The sequence below is a fragment of the Oceanobacillus indicireducens genome (genome assembly GCF_014647195.1).
Lineage (GTDB): Bacteria > Bacillota > Bacilli > Bacillales > Amphibacillaceae > Oceanobacillus > Oceanobacillus indicireducens.
In genome coordinates this window covers 14,650-32,889 of record NZ_BMOS01000033.1, presented here as the reverse complement: position 1 = coordinate 32,889, position 18,240 = coordinate 14,650, and the positions used below count along the sequence as shown (strand labels likewise).

At 40.2% G+C, this 18,240-nt stretch carries 20 protein-coding genes; 15 read left to right on the top strand and 5 right to left on the bottom strand.

The features are described 5' to 3' along the window. The first annotated feature begins 64 nt into the window (after nucleotides 1-64). The 3 genes from IEX94_RS16575 (at nucleotide 65) to IEX94_RS16565 (ending at nucleotide 4,753) form a co-directional block, all read left to right on the top strand. The gene (locus IEX94_RS16575) at nucleotides 65-1,747 is read left to right on the top strand and encodes a peptide ABC transporter substrate-binding protein (RefSeq protein ID WP_188859026.1); all 1,683 of its coding nucleotides are present in this window, start codon (nucleotides 65-67) and stop codon (nucleotides 1,745-1,747) included. An 852-nt stretch (nucleotides 1,748-2,599) separates the two neighbouring features. Beyond that, nucleotides 2,600-3,520: a S66 peptidase family protein gene (locus IEX94_RS16570; RefSeq protein WP_188859024.1), complete on the top strand. Its 921-nt coding sequence runs from the start codon at nucleotides 2,600-2,602 to the stop codon at nucleotides 3,518-3,520. Nucleotides 3,521-3,742: 222 nt separating this feature from the next. Further along, nucleotides 3,743-4,753 carry an ABC transporter ATP-binding protein gene (locus IEX94_RS16565; RefSeq protein ID WP_188859022.1) on the top strand — a complete coding sequence of 337 codons (1,011 nt, stop codon included), beginning with the start codon at nucleotides 3,743-3,745 and terminating at the stop codon, nucleotides 4,751-4,753. A gap of 76 nt (nucleotides 4,754-4,829) precedes the next feature. On the opposite strand, the gene IEX94_RS16560 is transcribed toward IEX94_RS16565, so the two are convergent. After that, nucleotides 4,830-6,047, bottom strand: a complete 1,218-nt coding sequence (locus IEX94_RS16560) for an Rpn family recombination-promoting nuclease/putative transposase (protein ID WP_229782764.1) — start codon at nucleotides 6,045-6,047, stop codon at nucleotides 4,830-4,832. Nucleotides 6,048-6,359: 312 nt separating this feature from the next. Between IEX94_RS16560 and IEX94_RS16555 the strand changes: the two genes are divergently transcribed. The 4 genes from IEX94_RS16555 to IEX94_RS16540 all read left to right on the top strand — a co-directional run bounded on the left by IEX94_RS16555 (nucleotide 6,360) and on the right by IEX94_RS16540 (nucleotide 9,198). After that, complete coding sequence (locus IEX94_RS16555; RefSeq protein ID WP_188859021.1) at nucleotides 6,360-6,905, top strand: histidine phosphatase family protein; 546 nt, start codon at nucleotides 6,360-6,362, stop codon at nucleotides 6,903-6,905. Between the two features lie 37 nt (nucleotides 6,906-6,942). Continuing rightward, a complete protein-coding gene (locus IEX94_RS16550) occupies nucleotides 6,943-7,782 on the top strand; it encodes an ABC transporter ATP-binding protein (protein WP_188859019.1) in 840 nt (279 codons plus the stop codon). Between the two features lie 35 nt (nucleotides 7,783-7,817). Then, a complete protein-coding gene (locus IEX94_RS16545; protein WP_188859017.1) occupies nucleotides 7,818-8,522 on the top strand; it encodes a hypothetical protein in 705 nt (234 codons plus the stop codon). A gap of 106 nt (nucleotides 8,523-8,628) precedes the next feature. Beyond that, a complete protein-coding gene (locus tag IEX94_RS16540; RefSeq protein ID WP_188859032.1) occupies nucleotides 8,629-9,198 on the top strand; it encodes a DUF6434 domain-containing protein in 570 nt (189 codons plus the stop codon). Between the two features lie 67 nt (nucleotides 9,199-9,265). Here the strand turns inward: IEX94_RS16540 and IEX94_RS16535 are convergent, their stop codons facing one another. From IEX94_RS16535 to IEX94_RS16525, 3 genes are all read right to left on the bottom strand, one after another. Beyond that, nucleotides 9,266-9,514 (bottom strand): hexameric tyrosine-coordinated heme protein, encoded by a 249-nt coding sequence (locus IEX94_RS16535; RefSeq protein ID WP_188859015.1) that lies wholly within the window; start codon nucleotides 9,512-9,514, stop codon nucleotides 9,266-9,268. A 75-nt stretch (nucleotides 9,515-9,589) separates the two neighbouring features. Next, nucleotides 9,590-9,904, bottom strand: a complete 315-nt coding sequence (locus tag IEX94_RS16530) for a DMT family transporter (protein ID WP_188859014.1) — start codon at nucleotides 9,902-9,904, stop codon at nucleotides 9,590-9,592. 1 nt (nucleotide 9,905) lies between these two features. Beyond that, nucleotides 9,906-10,262 carry a DMT family transporter gene (locus tag IEX94_RS16525; protein WP_156857207.1) on the bottom strand — a complete coding sequence of 119 codons (357 nt, stop codon included), beginning with the start codon at nucleotides 10,260-10,262 and terminating at the stop codon, nucleotides 9,906-9,908. 109 nt (nucleotides 10,263-10,371) lie between these two features. Here IEX94_RS16525 and IEX94_RS16520 point away from each other — a divergent pair, with 109 nt between their 5' ends. The 4 genes from IEX94_RS16520 to nadX all read left to right on the top strand — a co-directional run bounded on the left by IEX94_RS16520 (nucleotide 10,372) and on the right by nadX (nucleotide 13,064). Further along, nucleotides 10,372-10,938 (top strand): DUF4256 domain-containing protein, encoded by a 567-nt coding sequence (locus IEX94_RS16520; protein ID WP_188859012.1) that lies wholly within the window; start codon nucleotides 10,372-10,374, stop codon nucleotides 10,936-10,938. A gap of 197 nt (nucleotides 10,939-11,135) precedes the next feature. Next, entirely contained in the window at nucleotides 11,136-11,465 is a 330-nt protein-coding gene (locus IEX94_RS16515; RefSeq protein ID WP_188859030.1) for a PadR family transcriptional regulator, read from the top strand. After that, nucleotides 11,449-12,204, top strand: coding sequence for a DUF1129 family protein (locus IEX94_RS16510; RefSeq protein WP_188859009.1), 756 nt, complete (start codon nucleotides 11,449-11,451; stop codon nucleotides 12,202-12,204). Before IEX94_RS16515 ends, IEX94_RS16510 begins: the two co-directional genes overlap by 17 nt. Nucleotides 12,205-12,287: 83 nt before the next feature. Beyond that, nucleotides 12,288-13,064, top strand: coding sequence for an aspartate dehydrogenase (gene nadX, locus IEX94_RS16505; protein ID WP_188859006.1), 777 nt, complete (start codon nucleotides 12,288-12,290; stop codon nucleotides 13,062-13,064). A 482-nt stretch (nucleotides 13,065-13,546) separates the two neighbouring features. Here nadX and IEX94_RS16500 read toward each other — a convergent pair whose 3' ends face one another. Further along, nucleotides 13,547-13,822: a hypothetical protein gene (locus IEX94_RS16500; RefSeq protein ID WP_188859004.1), complete on the bottom strand. Its 276-nt coding sequence runs from the start codon at nucleotides 13,820-13,822 to the stop codon at nucleotides 13,547-13,549. Nucleotides 13,823-13,989: 167 nt separating this feature from the next. On the opposite strand from IEX94_RS16500, the gene IEX94_RS16495 reads away from it, so the two are divergent. The 4 genes from IEX94_RS16495 to IEX94_RS16480 all read left to right on the top strand — a co-directional run bounded on the left by IEX94_RS16495 (nucleotide 13,990) and on the right by IEX94_RS16480 (nucleotide 18,179). Further along, entirely contained in the window at nucleotides 13,990-14,502 is a 513-nt protein-coding gene (locus IEX94_RS16495) for a GNAT family N-acetyltransferase (protein ID WP_188859002.1), read from the top strand. A 117-nt stretch (nucleotides 14,503-14,619) separates the two neighbouring features. Next, nucleotides 14,620-15,369 carry a DeoR/GlpR family DNA-binding transcription regulator gene (locus IEX94_RS16490; RefSeq protein ID WP_188859000.1) on the top strand — a complete coding sequence of 250 codons (750 nt, stop codon included), beginning with the start codon at nucleotides 14,620-14,622 and terminating at the stop codon, nucleotides 15,367-15,369. Beyond that, nucleotides 15,366-16,268 carry a 1-phosphofructokinase gene (pfkB, locus tag IEX94_RS16485; RefSeq protein ID WP_188858998.1) on the top strand — a complete coding sequence of 301 codons (903 nt, stop codon included), beginning with the start codon at nucleotides 15,366-15,368 and terminating at the stop codon, nucleotides 16,266-16,268. Before IEX94_RS16490 ends, pfkB begins: the two co-directional genes overlap by 4 nt. Before the next feature lie 15 nt (nucleotides 16,269-16,283). Further along, a complete protein-coding gene (locus tag IEX94_RS16480) occupies nucleotides 16,284-18,179 on the top strand; it encodes a PTS fructose transporter subunit IIABC (RefSeq protein WP_188858996.1) in 1,896 nt (631 codons plus the stop codon). Nucleotides 18,180-18,240: the final 61 nt, after the last annotated feature.

The following is an 18,240-nucleotide window of genomic DNA, read 5'->3' as shown; positions in this document are numbered from 1 at the left end:
ACAAAAACACAGGTTTTTACTAAAGAACTTTTGACAATACGAATAAACATTTAGGGGGATATGAATGAAAAAGCTACTCATCTTTCTATCAGCGGTATTTATTGTGTTTTTCCTAGCAGCTTGTACGGCGACAGAGGATCCGGAAGGGGAAGCTGAGCCAAAGGAACAGGTAGATGAAGAGGAGGAAACAGGGGAACAAGAGGGGGAACAGGAGACTACGGAAGAGGAAATAACCCTTGGTGAAAATGTATTGCGATTGAATAACGGAACGGAGCCAGCTTCACTAGATCCATCGATTGGCTTTGACGAGGTATCTTGGGACCCGCTTAATAACTTAATGGAAGGGTTGACCCGCTTAGATGAGGAACACCTACCAGGTCCTGGGACAGCAGAAAGCTGGGATATTTCGGATGATGGACTGACATACACGTTCTATTTACGAGAAGAAGCGAGTTGGTCGAATGGTGACCCGGTTGTCGCAGCGGATTTTGAATATGCATGGAAATATATGCTTGATCCAGAAACTGCTTCACCGGCCGCATTTTTAGCCTATTTCATTGAAGGAGCTGAAGAATATAACAGTGGGGAAGGATCGGTGGACGATGTAAAAGTTAGCGCGGTTGATGAAAAGACACTTGAAGTCGTGCTCGCGCAACCGACAGGTTTTTTTCTTGATTTACTGACGAATCCGGCATTTTTCCCAATCAACCAGCAGGTGGCTGAGTCTGATCCGAATTGGCATGCCGAGGCGGAAACCTTTGTAGGAAATGGTCCGTTTACATTAGAAGAATGGAATCATGATGAAGAAATGCTATTTGCAAAAAATGAATATTATTGGGATACCGCCGCAGTGAAGTTGGATCAAATCCACTTCGCGATGGTGAATGATACAAATACCCAATATCAGATGTTTGAAGCAGGTGAGCTGGATACGGCGAGCATTCCACCAGAACTATCCGATGAGTTGATAGACGGGGATAATGTATTTATCGGACCGAGTGGTGGGCTAGAATTTTTTAGATTTAATGTAGAAATGGAACCATTCCAAAATAAGAAAATCCGCCAAGCATTTTCCCATGCAATTAATCGCGATGATATTGCAGAATTTGTAGTGAAAAACGGGGTGGAGCCAGCTTTCGGGTTTATTAACCCAGGTCACCAAAGTCCAACAGGCGAAGATTTCCGTGATGTAAATGGTGACCTTGTTACTTTTGATCCTGAGTTGGCAGAGCAGTTACTCGAGGAAGGGATGGCTGAGGAAGGATATGAAGAATTGCCGGAGATTACGTTAAATTATAATACAAGTGACACAAATAAAGCAGTGGCAGAAGCATTGCACGGGATGTTTAAGGAACACTTGGGTGTTGAAGTTACCCTGGAGAACCTCGAATGGAATGTTTTTGTAGACGCACAGCAGGCACTCGAACTGCAGTTTTCCCGCAGTTCATTCATTAACGATTATAATGACCCGATTAACTTCCTTGAGAGTTTCATCACAGATTCTTATATGAACCGTACCGGCTTTTCCAATCCTGAATATGATGATTTGATTGTGAAAGGTAAGTCGGAAGCAGATGAAGAAAAGCGCTGGGAGTATTTATATGAAGCAGAGAAAATGTTAGCTGACGAAATGATTGCTGCACCTTTACGCTATTACAATACGGTAGTACTTGAAGCAGATGGAGTGGAGGGAATTCTGCGCCATCCGGTCGGATATTTTGACCTGAAATATGCGGAGAAGAAATAAAGTTCACTTAATTGAAAGGATGAGGCTGGGACATAACGATTCTAATATGAATTAAATCCGTACAAAACTATTAACTAGCTCCGGGAATATGTGGAGACTCCAGCAGGAGGCCGGCTAAGTACGGTCACGTCCTGTGACCACGCAGGTACTAGAACCTCCTGTTCGTCGGTCGGCATTGGTGAGTCCCCTTAGTGCTTAGCCCGAGGCAGACTAAGAACGCTCTCGTATGTAGCAACGTCTGACATTAACGTCCTATGCATCGAGGTTCACCAGCCGCCAAAGGATGCGCGAAGTATATTCCCGGAGCGATTGTTGATGCCCTTTCTTATCATTCGTTCGGATTTATAACTATACTAAGAAGTTATGTCCCAGACTCGCTCTTATTTTATAAGTTGGAAGTGCACTTAAAGCTTGAGTCGTCAGCGTTTTGCTCATTTTTATTGATGAAAGACGCTCTAATCGCTTGAATCGTTAGTGTTGAGCTTGCTTTGGTGGATGAGGGGTCTTCTAATCGTTTGAATCATTAGTGTTTAGTTTTCTTCGGTGGATGAGGGGTGCGCTAATCGCTTGAATTGTTAACGTTAAGCTTTCTTCGGCCAATGAGGGCTGTTCTAATTGCTTAAACTATTGGCGTTCAACTATCTTCAGTTGATGAGAAGCGCTTTAATTACCTGAAGTATTTGTATTCTGATTGCTACAGTTGATTGGGACACTCTAATTAATCGTATCAGTATTCCCCTATCACTTTTCACGGTATGAGAATGCATTCCCACCCTGAAATCAATATCCTACAAGACACTAGAAATATTTTAAATAAAACCTGTTCTTAATTCTTTAGAAAGAAGGTATACTATGCTACGGCCAAAAGCGTTACAAAAAGGTGATACCATTGGAATTATCGCCCCGGCAAGTCCGCCAAATATGAAGCGCCTAGGAAAAGCGATCCCTTTTTTCACGAATCTCGGTCTTCGGGTGAAGGTAGGGAGAAATATCGCAAAAGTATCCGGTTATTTAGCTGGAACAGATGAGGAGCGGTTAGCTGACTTTAATGAAATGTTAGCAGATGAGGAAGTAAAAGCAATTATCTTTGCCCGCGGGGGCTATGGTACTCCAAGACTTGCTTCATCCCTTGACTATGATTTACTAGCACAACATCCTAAGATCATCTGGGGCTACAGTGATATTACGTACTTACATGTAGCGATCCAACAAAAAACGGGACTCATCACATTTCATGGTCCCATGCCTGCTTCTGATTTAGCATCACCAGATATTGATGAGCAAACCCTTGCATCCTTGTCACAGCTATTTGAACCGACTAGCCTGCAGTATAATGAAGATATCTCACCGTTAGAAGTCCTCGCAGAAGGGGAAGCAAGTGGGAATTTGGTCGGCGGGAACCTGACACTACTCACCAGCACCTTAGGGACACCTTATGAAATCGATACAGCTGGGAAAATTCTGCTTATAGAAGATGTGAATGAACCGCCCTACCGGATTGACTCCATGCTGAATCAATTAAAAGAAGCTGGTAAACTCACCCAAGCTGCTGGAGTGGTCGTTGGCTCCTTTACTCAAATAAAATCAAATACAAAACCATCTTGCAATCTAGAAGACATTCTCTACCATTATTTAAGTGATTTATCCGCCCCAGTAATGAGTGGATTTGCAATAGGGCATTGTTCCCCGAATATTGGTATTCCGCTAGGTGTTCCAGCAACGATGAATACCCAAATGAAAACATTATCAATGATGCCTGGAGTCTTAAAGTGAACCTTCATTCGGTGGGGAATTCCTTCCCTCCCCACTGAATGTTAGTTGAACAGAATCAGGTATTTACGGACTGTATATCCCCCCACCTTAACATTTTGGTTTCCCTCTTGTTTAGAGGAGGGGATATTACAGACCGTTAATACGTGATAAAGTGAACCTTCATTCGGTGAGTGTAGGGTATTACAGACCGTTAATACGTGAAAATTGAGAGGGGGAGCAGCGATGGCAGAAGAGAAAATATTAGAAATCAAAAATTTGAAGAAACATTTCAGCCTCGGTAAAAATCGCATCCTGAAGGCAGTTGATGATGTAACTTTTCATATAAATAAAGGAGAAACATTTGGACTAGTCGGTGAATCGGGCTGCGGGAAATCAACAATCGGGCGGACAATTATGGGACTTTATCAGAAGACGGCAGGCGATGTATTTTTCGGTAATAGCAATGTACATGAATTAACGGAAAAAGAATTATTTATACTCCGCCGGCAAATGCAAATGATATTCCAAGATCCTTATGCATCCTTAAATCCACGATCAACTGTGCGGGAGATTATCTCTGAACCGATGGAAGTCCATCAATTGTATAAAAGAAAGAGAGAACAAAATGAAAAGGTGTATCAATTGCTGGAAGAGGTGGGCTTGAACCGTGAGCATGCCAATCGCTACCCCCATGAGTTTAGTGGTGGACAGCGCCAACGAATTGGAATCGCTCGGGCTCTTGCATTAAATCCAGACTTCATTATCGCTGATGAGCCGATTTCAGCACTTGATGTTTCTGTGCAAGCCCAAGTTGTGAATCTATTAAAACAGCTGCAGGAAGAGAAAAATCTTACATTCCTATTTATCGCCCACGATCTTTCCATGGTGAAGCAAATTTCTGACCGGATTGGGGTCATGTACCTAGGTCGTTTAGTAGAACTCACAAGTAGTGAAACACTTTACGAACAACCGCTCCATCCATATACGCAAGCCTTGTTATCCGCTATTCCTATACCCGACCCGGATGTGGAAGCGTCCCGAGAACGAATTATTTTGCGGGGAGAACTTCCGAGCCCGATTAACCCTCCAAGCGGCTGTGTTTTCCGTACGCGTTGTCCGTTTGCAATGGAGATTTGCGGAAAGAAAAAGCCGCAATGGAAGGAAGTGGACGATAACCATTTTGTTGCATGTCACTTGTTCCATGATGAGGTGAAAAATAACAAGACGAAGATGCCGGCCGTGAATATAAAATAAGATTTAGGCGGGAATGGAACAAAACTCTAGGATAGCGGGGTTTTGTTCCCCAGGTGTCTTTATTTATTATTTTCGGCTAATCTCTATTACGTTTTTTCTTCAATTCAGTCACTTCACACTTAGAAAGTTCCGTCATTTCAACAACTTGATCAACACTCATCCCAGTTGCTAAAAGCTTACGAGCTATTTTGGTTGGTCTTTCTTTGGCTTCTTTCATTTTCTGCTCTACTTCCTTCGTTCTCTGCTCTACTTCCTTCGTTCTCCGCTCCATCTCAAATTTTCTCTGTTCCACTTCTTGCTTCATCAGTTTAACTTCCCGCTTGGATTTCTCTATTTTATGCCTATCATGTTCAACTTCCTGCTTGATCTGCTCTACTTCTTGTTTCTTTTGTTCTATCTCTTGCTTTCTCAATTCCAGTTCACGCTGGGCAGCTTCTTCATCTAATATACGTTTGAGCCGCGATTCATAAGCAAGAAATTCTTCAGGAGTCATACTTAGCTCTTCCCAGTTTTGAAAGGCGTTTTTTAACGTTTCATCTTTCATGGCGATTTCCTCCAATTCACGATATATGTCTTCGTATACTTGATTTTTTCTATGATCGACGAGACCAAGCAGTAGTAACCACCTGGCTAAAACATCATTCCATGGGTCTAACGTATTCTCTTTCCAAGCTTTTATTAACTTTGGCATCTCGATAAAATGAAATTCCATCACGTCGGTAAGTTTAAAATGCTCTTCATCTTCATACAAATGATATCTTGTATGGAACCGTTCGGTCTGTTCAAATAAGCTGAAGTTCAATATGTTGATGGTGATAACAGTCGACAATTCTTCATAGTTCATCCTCTTTTTTAGCGGACTGCGATATATCCCGGACCAATAATAAAGCGAACGTTTAATCATGTTGTATTTATTCGTGAACTGTATTTCCACATTTATTCTCTCGTCATCATCCGTTATCACTAATAAATCGAGCCGCGACTGTTTATCATCAACATACTCTCCTCCCGCCTCAATGTTTAGAAAGGTAACATCTCTAATCTGTTTGCGGTTCGTTTTTTGAAGAACCGCATTTAAAAATACGACCATAATATCCTTGTTCTTTTCATTTCCAAAGAGCTGTTTGAAGGCATAATCAATCTTTAAATCCATTAATCGGTGCAGTGGAATTCGTTTTAATAAGGAGTCTGGCTTTCTTTCCGGATTATTATTATAATTGCTTGGTTTTTCCATAACTGTGACTGGGGCATCAGGCGTCGGGGAGTGGACTTCATTACATCTTGTTAGTAGCATTTTAACACATCCTTTTGGGTTTTGGAGATTTTCTGGATGTCTGTCTAGCAATAGAATATCACATCTAACAAAAGGAAACAAGTGTTCCTGTTAAAAACATAAAGAACTGTTTGACCCACTTTTTTTATTCGTGTAGAGTTGGGGGAAAATAGAAATATATAATAGTTTTCGGAGGAGAACTAGTAATTTTCGTTGTTCACGTACTGGATATTTTCTGAGAAGCTTTCATTCTCTGGCTGGCATATTTGGACATCATTGGCTTTGCTGAAGATAAATACTATGGGATGGTAAACGGAAGGATGAGTGGTCAACATGAATAAAAATATTTATATTGTGAGGCATGCTGAAGCAACCGGGCAGGAACCTGATGCAAGTTTAACGGAAAAAGGCTTCGGGCAAGCGGAAGAGCTGTGTGATTTGTTTACAGACATGAAAGTGGATAAGATAATATCAAGTCCTTATTTGCGTGCCGTTCAGACAATTGAGCCATTGGCGGAAAAACATCAATTGAAAATCGAGACGGATCCTCGGTTAAAGGAGCGTGTATTAAGCTCGCAATTCTTTCCCAACTGGCTGGTTAAACTTGAAGCCTCTTACAAAGACATGAATTTAAAATATGAAGGGGGAGAGTCTGGAATTGAAGCGATGAACCGGATTGTAGAGATTGTAGAAGAGATGATTAGCAGTGATCTTGAAAATATCGTACTTGTTGCGCATGGTGGGATTATCTCTTTATTACTGCATCATTACGATAAGACATTCGGTTTTGAACAATGGAAGGAGCTCTCAAACCCTGATGTATTTTTATTAGATGTAACGAAAGATAATAGCCACTACAAACGGATATGGAATGAATAGAGAAGCTGATAAAACGGGAGGGGGAAGTGCGGTAACAATGCTTGTTGAACTTAAAGATATCGATAAAACCTATGATAGAAAGAGTGTTTTAAAAAATATTTCACTAACCATTGATACACAAGAAATCATTGCTATATTAGGTGGAAATGGAGTTGGGAAAAGTACACTCTTGCGAATTATAGCAGGCATGGAAAGACCTTCTTCAGGCAAGATAATTTTTCGGAACAAAAAAATGAACATTGGGTATGTCCCTGAAAGATTTCCAAAAAATATTCGTTTTACCCCCGAAGAGTACTTAAATTACACGGCAAAGATTAGTGGAATGCCTGAGTCTATTATGAATAAGTCTATCCCAGATTTGCTTAAACGTTTTAAATTGGAACAATTCAATAATCAATGGGTGATGAATTTATCGAAAGGAAACATCCAAAAAGTTGGAATTATCCAAGCCATTATAAAACGTCCGGATCTGTTGATTCTTGATGAACCGCTATCAGGCCTGGACTCCCTTGCTCAGCAAGAGTTACTCGAGATAATCAAAGAACTTAAAAAGGAAGGGACGACTATTCTACTTACCTATCACGAATCCAATCTATTTCATAAGGTGATTGATACTACATACCGTGTGGAAAATGGAGTTCTTACAAAGGAGACCGATATTGTAAAAGAGCCTATTAAGCTACTAGAAGTGGAATACCTGAATGAGTCGCATGTGGAAAAGTGGGATGAAATAATCAGCATAGAAAGGAAGAAAGATAAATTGTTACTGTATGTCCAGGCGAAAGACAGTGACAAAATATTGTACCGATTACTTCAATTACAAGGGAGTATTATACGCGTTGTGACAGTAGAAGCACCGGAAGAAGACAATAGATGACATTATTTCTTCCGTTAATATAAGGAGCGGTTCGGTTGAAGAATTTAATAAAATATACGTTGCATGATTATATCCGGTCTCATAAATACTTCCCGCCTATTTCAACTTTTGTAATTTTAATTTTTGTGTTTTATACCTATAGACCCAATCCAATTATCGATAGCTATGCTGTAACTTCAGTAATGCTATATATCATATCTGCATGGGTTTGTTTGAGCGTGTTACAACTCGATCCACCTGTTCAAAGACAATTAATGGCTATCCATGTGGGAGGCTGGAATCGTTACTATCTAGCAAAATTAATGACGGCTGTAATAATTATCATTATCCTTTCCGCTTATGCTTTTTTATATCCGATTGTATTTAATATGTTTGGTGGGCGGGTAACATTCACAATTGGGCTCGTTTCTTTCGTGAACCATATTATTTTAGCTGTTTTAGGGATTAGCCTTGCAAGCTTATTTAGCAAATTAATAATGAGAAGCACAATTAATTCTTTTGGTGGTCTTATCCTAACTCTCGTATTGTCATTAGCGGCATTAGGAATCGAGCGTGTCTTTCCCTCTTTTCTAAAAAATGTTCTGTGGGTTATTCCCCCTGCGACAATTACACAAACACCATTGGTAAATTGGGATGGCATGTATATATCGGGGCTTTCTCTTTTTCCATTTATTTGGACTATCATTTATTCATTAATTATCATATTCCTATTCTTACAGTTAGCGAAACGATTGCGCTAAGTTTCCTAGACGAATTACACCCTCCAAAATAAAAATACAGGTTTAAAATTTGATGAACGGGAACTTTAGTTCTATAATGTTGCTAAATATAGTTGGAGGTGTATTTTTGAGACCCAGTTTAACGAAAAATATCAGTGTCCAGAGCTTTAAAGATTTCTACTGGTTAAAAGAAGAATTACAAGCATTTTGTAGGGGGAACGGTTTAAGCCCCTCTGGTTCTAAAATAGAGATTTCTGATAGAATCGAAACCTATCTGCTAACAGGGGAGATAAAAAAGCCTGCGAGGAGTTCAAAAACAACTAAGAGAAGGGAATTGCAAGTGGAATTAAGTCTTGATACAGTCATTATGGAAAACCATCGCTGCAGCCAACATGTAAGAGCATTTTTCAAGACAATTATACCAGCGTTTCATTTTTCCACTTACATACAAAACTACTTCAAGAACAACGTTGGCAAAACGTATCGAGACGCAGTAAACGCTTGGTATGAGGAAGAGGAACGGAAGAAAGACCCTTCGTATAAGAAAAAAATTGCACCTCAATTTGAGTATAATCAATTCATCCGTGACTTTTTTGCTGATCCGAAAAATAAAGGAAAAAGCCGCAAAAAAGCGATTGAGGCCTGGAATGAAATAAAAAAACTTCCTGGAAGTAATAAATATGTGGCAAAAAAATAGTAAATATATTCCAATATAAAAAAGGAAGCAACCCAAACAAAAGGGGAACTTCCTTTAAGAAAATGCTCTAAAAATGCACCTTCGTATTTGACTTCCAGTAGTCATTCGCAGCGGCAACCGTCTGATAATGAATCGCGATTACTTCAGAAGCGGCGATAAGATTATCTGGATTTCTTGAATACTTTGGACGTATCTTTTTTCGGATGCTTTCAGATGGCTGGGTATATTCAATCCCTTTTTGGGCCAGTAAGATTGCTAATTCGAACCCTTCCTGGGGGGTGTTTGTTTTTAAGCTTTTCAGCCATTTCTTCTTCATGAGCTCCCAACTCCTATTCTCGTGATAATTACCCAATATAGCTTATTAAGTTGAGAAGCTCTTTGTTCCTACCAATTAAGAAACTAATCTTAAACCGACAGCGCCGCTAATAATGCATAGTAGAAAAAGAACCCGCTTTAAATTCATCGCTTCTTTAAAAAACGTAACTCCCATGATTACTGCACCTGTTGCCCCAAGTCCCGTCCAAATCGCATAGGCTGTTCCGAGTGGAATGTCACGCATGGCAAGTCCGAGGAAATAAAAGCCGAGGGAAAAGCACACAACTAATACGAGGAGCCAACTCCATGCTCTCTTTTTTAAATACATATTAATACTTGCAACTCCGAAGATTTCACCGAAGCTTGCAAGAAATAAATAAAACCAAGCCATTTTACACGTCACCTTCCTTTGCTGCAAGCGAATCATCGGATCGATCCTTTTCATCTGTCGTTAATTGAATACCGACAACACCAATGATGATGAGTAAAATAAAGAAACCTTTTCCTAGTGTAAATGCCTCTCCGAGAAAGGAGAAATCAATGATTGCAATCGCGGCAGCCCCGGAACCTGTAAATGTGGCGTAGACCGAACCTGAAGGAAGCACTTCACATGCTTTGATCACAAAGTAAAAGCTAAAAATAATTGCGATCACTGTCCCAGTCCACATCCAGAAGTTATCCGAGTACTTTAAACCAAGCACCCATACTACTTCAATAATTGCAGCGAATAAAACATATATCCATCCCATGCTAGGGAACCTCCTTTAATCAAAAGCAATTACTACTATCTTAACGACAGAATGGAGAAAAAGTCTATCAAATCAGTTTCTAGTCGGATATAATGATTTATAAAGAAGGATGAGCGAAAGGAGTATGAACATGACAAACAACGATAAAGAACAGCTTCTCCGTACATTGGAAGAACGTTTTAAAGCGAATATGCATCGACACGAGAATTTGGATTGGGAAGAAATAGCTGCCAAGTTGCAGGCGCTACCTGAGAAGTTAAAATCCCTAGAGCAAATGGAAGCGACAGGGGGAGAGCCGGATGTCATTGGGTACGATGAGACTACAGAGGAGTTTATTTTTTGCGATTTCTCGAAAGAAAGCCCTAAAGGTCGTAGGAGTGTTTGTTATGATCGCGAGGCACTGGAATCTCGGAAAAAGTATCCACCAAAAACGAGCGTTATGGACATGGCAGAAGAGATGGGCATTGAGTTATTAACCGAAGAGCAATACCGCCAATTACAAGAGCTTGAGGCAGTTGATCAGAAAACATCAAGTTGGGTAAAGACCCCAGCATCGATTCGTGAACGTGGCGGGGCGATATTTTGTGATTACCGGTATGGTCAAGTATTTGTTTATCATAATGGAGCAGATTCTTATTATGGATCTCGCGGGTTCCGGGGGTTGCTCCGCGTCTAATTGAAACGATCGGCTTGTGTGCCCTCATATATGAATATAAATTATCTTATGTTCTCTAGCCATGGTAAAGGGAAAAGGACCGGGCATGGTTTTCGCCCGGTTTTTCTTATAAAAACTATCTTGCAATACACTATATTGTATTGTAAGATAGTGATAACAAATCAATTGAGGTGACGGTCTTGTCTACTACAACACAAATGCTGAAGGGATTATTGGAGGGGAGTTTGCTTGCTTTAATCGCAAAAGGGGAGACATATGGCTATGAAATGACGGAGAAATTGCAGGAACATAACTTTGCTGTAGTTAGTGAAGGCAGTATTTATCCGGTTCTCATGCGGCTGCAGAAAAATAATTTTGTAACTTCTATTTTGAGAAAGTCGCCTAACGGGCCAAAGCGAAAGTATTATTCGATTACGGACGAAGGGTTGGAAGAGCTGGAACGATTCAAGGAACATTGGGAAAGGCTTTCCATGGGGGTCTTTTCGTTACTTGAAGAAGGGGAGGATGGGAATGACGATGTTATCTAAAGAAGCTGAGCAATTTATTATCGAACTGAGAATGTATTTGCTCTCAAAAGGAAAAAATGAAAAGGAAATGGATGAAATTATCGTTGAGCTGGAAGATCATCTTGTGCAAGCTGAAGCAGAAGGGAAAAGTGTCAAGGACATTACCGGTGATTCACCAAGGGAATATATGAAAAGTATTGGAGAAGAATTAGGTTTCGATGCCAGGCAATTTATCATATTAGCACCAATGTCAGTTTTACTGATCCTTGCTTTTCTTATGTTTACACCAGCCTTATGGGGAGATTTTAAATTATCCAAGATTGGGCTATGGGGGATGGGGATTGCCACAGTTCTGTCATTCGCTCTTTATGGATTTTTATTTGTAAAGGTTTTACCGAGATTTTTTCATTCGAAAGGATTTTACATTATTACTGGACTTACTTATCTGATTGTATTTGGTATCTTTATCATCGTAGAGTTTCTGGATAAAAATCCATTTTTCATCGCAACGCCAATGCAAAATAATTTAATCGTAATCGGTTGCATCATCGTTTTCATCATTTGGGCTTTCTATGCAAAAACATGGATCACCATTCTTGTTCCGTTCTTTATGTCGTGGGGGCCAATCGCAGACCGACTCATTCCAGCGCATATGAACGAAAATCCGTTTTTTATCACACTCGCAATTACTCTATTTGTCATCATCACAGCAGCAGTAATGTATTTCATCTACCGCAGCAGCAAGAAGAAGGAAATGTAGGTGTGGGGCAGGGGGTCAGAGCAACTGTCCCAGATAAAAAAGGATGAAATTATCCTATCCCATTAAAATAAAGGAGGAAATCCATGAATATCGGTTTAATTGGTGCCGGGGCTATTGCGAACTTTTTATTAAAAGAAATCAATTATGCTAGACATGAGGGACACAGAATAACGAGTGTTTACGTGCGGGACAGAGAAAAATATCAAAGATTGGAAGCTGAATTTGACGTGAAGCTTTATACCGACTTTGATACTTTCTTGGAATCGGGCATTGATCTAGTTGTGGAAGCGGCGAACGTGGAGGCTGTACGAAATCTGATCCCAGCAACGATACGAAAGAAGGACGCTGTGTTAATCAGTATTGGCGCACTTGTTAATGAAGCACTCTTAACCGAACTTACCAAGCTTGCGCGTAAGCATAATCATCTCATCCACTTACCATCTGGTGCAATCGGGGGTCTTGATTTACTACAAAATGCCAACGCCCTGGGAACAGTGAAGAATGTTTCACTAACGACAAGAAAGCCAGCCCATTCCCTAATAGATGAGGTCATAACAGAGGAAAAGGTCATCTTTGAAGGGCAAGCAGCAGATGCAATCAAACAATTTCCTAAAAATATCAATGTCTCGATTGTTCTCTCCCTTGCCGGTTTAGGAATAGAGCAGACGATGGTGCGCATTATTGCAGATCCACATATTGATAAAAATATCCACCAGATTGAAATGGCCGGGGACTTTGGGGAGGCATCTTTTACCATTAATAACAAGCCACTACCATCCAATCCGAAAACGAGTTATTTGGCAGCGATGAGTATATTAGGGACCTTGGAAAGGCTCGGTAAGAATATAAGGATTGGTTGAGTGTACGTATGAATCAACATTCATTGAGGGAATAAAAGCACCCTCAATGAATGAAGTTTTGTTTATCTCGGTGGACGATTCTGCGGATATTTTTTGTCATCTTTCATCGCGTTTAATTCCTCTTTACTCTTGTTCTTTTTCTTTTTACCTTTACTCATTTGAATCACTCCTTTTTATCATTTAGTTTGCGTTAATACAAACTTTCCATTCATGTGAAAAAAGAATTGAAAAAGTACTGCGGCTAAAAGTTTTTTCAGCATAAATTTAAACAAGAAAATGAAATAAATGAGGAAACAAAAAATATAGGATAAGCACGAGCGCGGATTTAAAAATGAGGATTATAGTGCCATAAAGTGAATGTTCATCCAAACGGTCATTTTTTAACTGGAAAAATTACAAACCCCTTCCTATTTCCACTTTTTTGTAAAACTGAGGGAATAGAAAGGGGCCGTTTATTATAGGGATTGTGCAGCATGAGTGGTTTATGTCTGTTGCTGCTCGGAGATTTGGCGTAGTTTCTTTTCGTGTTGGGCATTTTTGCTTAATAGATAGTCCACGTTTTCATTTGTTTCATTCAATTCAGCACGGATTCCATCTACCTTTTTTCCAAGCTCGGTAATTTGATGGTTAACACGTGAAAAGCCCTTGTCCATTTTTGATTCCAGCTCTATTTTCATGTTATCCATTTTTTCATCAATATGTTGTGCATGAAGCTTGAATGCATGTAGTATTTCTTTTAAAACAGTTTCTTGTTCCATCCTTTTTCACCTCCCTTGTACGATAATTATAGAGGATATCTAGCTATTTTGAAAGAGTTTAAATTTGTTTCGAAGCTGCCTCATAAAGCGAATATAATTTGATTGCAATGCTTATGTAGTTGTATATACTTAAGGAAAATATTTAATTATAGAGGGAGTTGGGTTCATTGTCATTCACCATCCGCAAAATGCAGCTATCCGATATTTCAAGCGTTCAAGCAATCGCGAAAAAGACATGGAATGCAACCTATGAAGAAATTATTCCATCGGAAATTCAGAAAAGATTCTTAAATGCTGCCTATAGTGATGCAAGTATGGAGCACCGTGTGACTAATTACTTGTTGCTCGTTGCTGAAGTAGGAGGGAAAGTAGTTGGATTTGCCAATTATTCTCCAGTAGACTCAGATGGTAAAGCTGAACTTGGAGCAATTTATATTGATCCCGCAAATCAAGGATCAGGAATTGGTACGGCTTTCCTGAAAGAAGGGATTAGTCGGTTAGAAGGGGTAAAAGAAGTCTACATAAATGTAGAAAGAGATAATGAAATCGGAAAAACATTTTATAATGCAAAAGGTTTTCAAGTAGTCGATACGTTCGATGATGATTTTGATGGGCATATATTAAAGACTCTCCGCATGGTACTAGATACGGAATTATTTTTAACAAATGGTGCATCTTAAGTAATAGAACGTGAATTTTAAGTGTTAAAAAGTCATTCAATCATCTATGATGAATGGCTTTTTATGATTGATTATGACTGTTTTTGATGGTATTATAAGGGTGATGGAGGGATTGTTATGTTAACCGAGGAGAGACATTCTTTTATACTGAATCAACTAAAGGAAAATCATATTGTAAAGTCTCAGGCGTTAATGAATGAACTCCAATGTTCAGAATCAACGATCAGAAGAGACTTAAGCGAGTTGGAAAGTAAAGGGCTTCTTACACGTATTCATGGAGGAGCAAGAAGCACCTATCAGTTGGAGGAAGAGTTATCTGTCTCGGAAAAATCATCCAAAAACATTCAAGAAAAACAAGCCATTGCCAAATTGGCTGCCTCACTCGTGAAAGAAAATGATGTGATTTATATAGATGCAGGTACAACAACACTAGCAATGATTAACTTTTTAACCGCTAAAAACATTACCGTCGTGACGAATGGGGTTGCCCATGCTTCCCTGCTTGCGGATAAAGAAATACAGGCTTTCTTGCTTGGCGGAAGAGTAAAATATTCTACTAAAGCGGTTATCGGGACTGATAGCTTGCGGGACTTGAAAAGCTATCAATTCAACAAAGCCTTTCTAGGCACGAATGGAATACATTTAGAATATGGCTACACGACACCAGACCCGGATGAGGCTGCACTCAAAAAAACCGCTATAACCCAATCTGCAATGGCTTATATGTTAGCGGACGATTCAAAGTGGGAGAAGGTGACATTCTCCAAGGTCGGTGATATCGAGGAAGCAACTATTATTACAAACAGGACGGATCGTTCTTTAACAAATTATCAGGAAAAAACAACTATATTGGAGGCGGAGCAATGATCTATACAGTGACGTTGAATCCATCCATTGATTATATCGTGCAATTGGAGCAAGTAAATATAGGCGAATTGAATTATATGGATGGGGATTTCAAGCTTCCCGGTGGAAAAGGAATCAATGTGTCGCGCATATTACATGAATTAAAGATGGACACAAAGGCACTTGGATTTTTAGGTGGTTTTACAGGTGATTTTATTGCAGAATGGCTCAAACGCGACGGGATTGCCACAGACTTTACAAAAATTGCAGACGATACACGAATTAATATCAAATTAAAAACGAATCCGGAAACAGAAATTAATGGCAAAGGACCTGTCATTCAGTCCGAAGAAGCTGAAAAATTAATGGCAAAGCTTAAAGCGATTTCTTCTGATGATATCGTTATTTTATCGGGAAGCAAGTCACCCTCTTTGCCGGATGACTTTTATGAAAGAATCATTCGAGAAATCAAAGCCCAATTTGTAATCGATACAACTGGAGATGATCTGCAAAAGTCTTTAGCTTACAATCCACTGCTCGTTAAACCGAATTTACAAGAGTTGGAGCAATTATATTCCGTTAAGTTGACGGAGGAGCAGGACATAATTGAAACAGGGAAAAAATTAATCGATGCAGGTGCTCGCCATGCAATCGTTTCTATGGGGGCAGATGGAGCATTATTATTTACAGAAGATGCGGTTTACAAAGGAATCAGTCCCAAAGGGGAATTGAAAAACTCTGTCGGGGCGGGAGATTCTATGGTTGCAGGCTTCATCGGAGAATATGTAAAGACAAAAGATATCGTTCAAGCCTTTAGAATGGGACTAGCTGCTGGAAGTGCAACAGCTTTTTCCTATGATTTAGCGAAAGCAGATGAAATAAATGCTTTAATTAATCAAACTACTGTAACAAAACTTTAAAAAGGAGTGAGGAAGATGCAAGTTATCGATTTGCTGCGAAAAGATATTATGATTATGGACTTGCAGGCTCAGGAAAAGGAATCCGTCATTGATGAAATGATAAAGAGCCTGGAAACTCACGGGGTCGTAAATGATTTTGCTTCTTTTAAAGAGGCTATTCTAGCAAGAGAAGCTCAAACATCTACTGGACTCGGTGATGGGATTGCAATGCCTCATGCCCGGCATCAAGCGGTGAAAGAACCGACCGTATTATTTGCAAAGAGCAAATCAGGAGTTGAGTTTGAATCGTTGGACGGCCAGCCGACGTATCTATTTTTTATGATAGCGGTACCGGATGGCGAGGATGATACGCATTTGCAAACATTAGCAGCCCTTTCCCGGAAGTTAATTGATCCCGATTTTGTGGAAAAGCTAAAGCAAGTTACAACACCAGATGAAGTTCAGGATCTCTTTAGCGAAGCAGAGGCTGATGAAGCGGAAGAAAAAGAGGAAACTACAGAATCTGAGAAAAACGAAGTAGCCGAGGAAGAAAAACCATTCATCGTAGCGGTTACGGCTTGTCCGACTGGAATAGCCCACACGTACATGGCAGAGGATGCGCTGAAACAAAAAGCGGCCGAAATGAATGTCAATATTCGGGTAGAGACAAACGGTTCGGACGGTGCAAAACATAAATTGACGGATGAAGAAATCGAGCGGGCGGATGCGGTCATCATCGCTGCAAGTAAAAAAGTGGAGATGGACCGATTCCACGGAAAACCGCTACTCGACCGACCTGTCAGTGACGGAATTAGTAAAGCGGAAGAATTGATTACAAAAGCGGTTAAGAAGGATGCTCCGATTTATCATTCATCCGGTGAAGGAGAAAAAGCTGAAAATAACACAGCCAAGACATCAGCGGGCTCTATCTGGAATAAAATCTACAAGGACTTAATGAACGGAATTTCCCACATGCTTCCATTTGTTGTTGGTGGCGGAATTTTGATGGCAATTTCCTTTTTAGTTGAACGTTTTGTTGGGGATGAAAGCCAGATTTTCCTATTCTTAAATGGAGTCGGTGGAAGTGCCTTTGACTTCCTCATCCCGATCTTTGCCGGATTTATCGCAATGAGTATTGCAGACCGGCCTGGATTAATGCCAGGTGTAGTCGGCGGATTAATGGCGGTTCAAAGTGATGCCGGATTTATTGGCGGACTCGTTGCCGGTTTCTTGGCAGGTTATGTAATTGTATTTTTGAAAAGGGCATTCCGAGGATTACCGAAGTCTCTCGACGGATTAAAATCAATTCTTTTTTATCCTGTTGTCGGATTATTTATTACAGGACTTTTAATGTATTTCATCATCGGTCCAGTTTTCTCTACCGTTAATCATGCGATGCTTGATTTTCTGCAAAATCTTGGCACTGGAAATGCTGTTCTGCTTGGTGCCTTGCTTGGTGGAATGATGGCGATCGATATGGGTGGACCGTTCAATAAAGCAGCCTATGCTTTTTCAATTGGAATCTTCACGGATACAGGTGATGGCAGTTTGATGGCTGCTGTCATGGCTGGCGGAATGGTTCCACCACTAGCGATTGCGCTCGCTTCGACGTTCTTTAAAAATAAATTTACCGATCAGGAACGGAAGTCAGGGATGACCAACTATGTAATGGGAATTTCCTTTATAACAGAAGGAGCAATTCCTTTTGCAGCGGCCGACCCCCTACGCGTGATTGGTTCATCTGTTTTAGGTGCGGCAATTGCAGGTGGATTGACTCAAGCTTGGAATAGTGCGATACCTGCCCCGCATGGAGGATTATTCGTTGCCCCACTTGCGGAACATCCTTGGTTCTTTATACTGTCCCTTATTATCGGCATGGTTGTTGCAGGAATCTTACTAGGTTTATGGAAAAAACCTGTTGAAGAAAAATAAATAGGGACACTTAAAATGTTGATATGCTCCCCATATAGTAGACGAAGAAATAATTATGTTC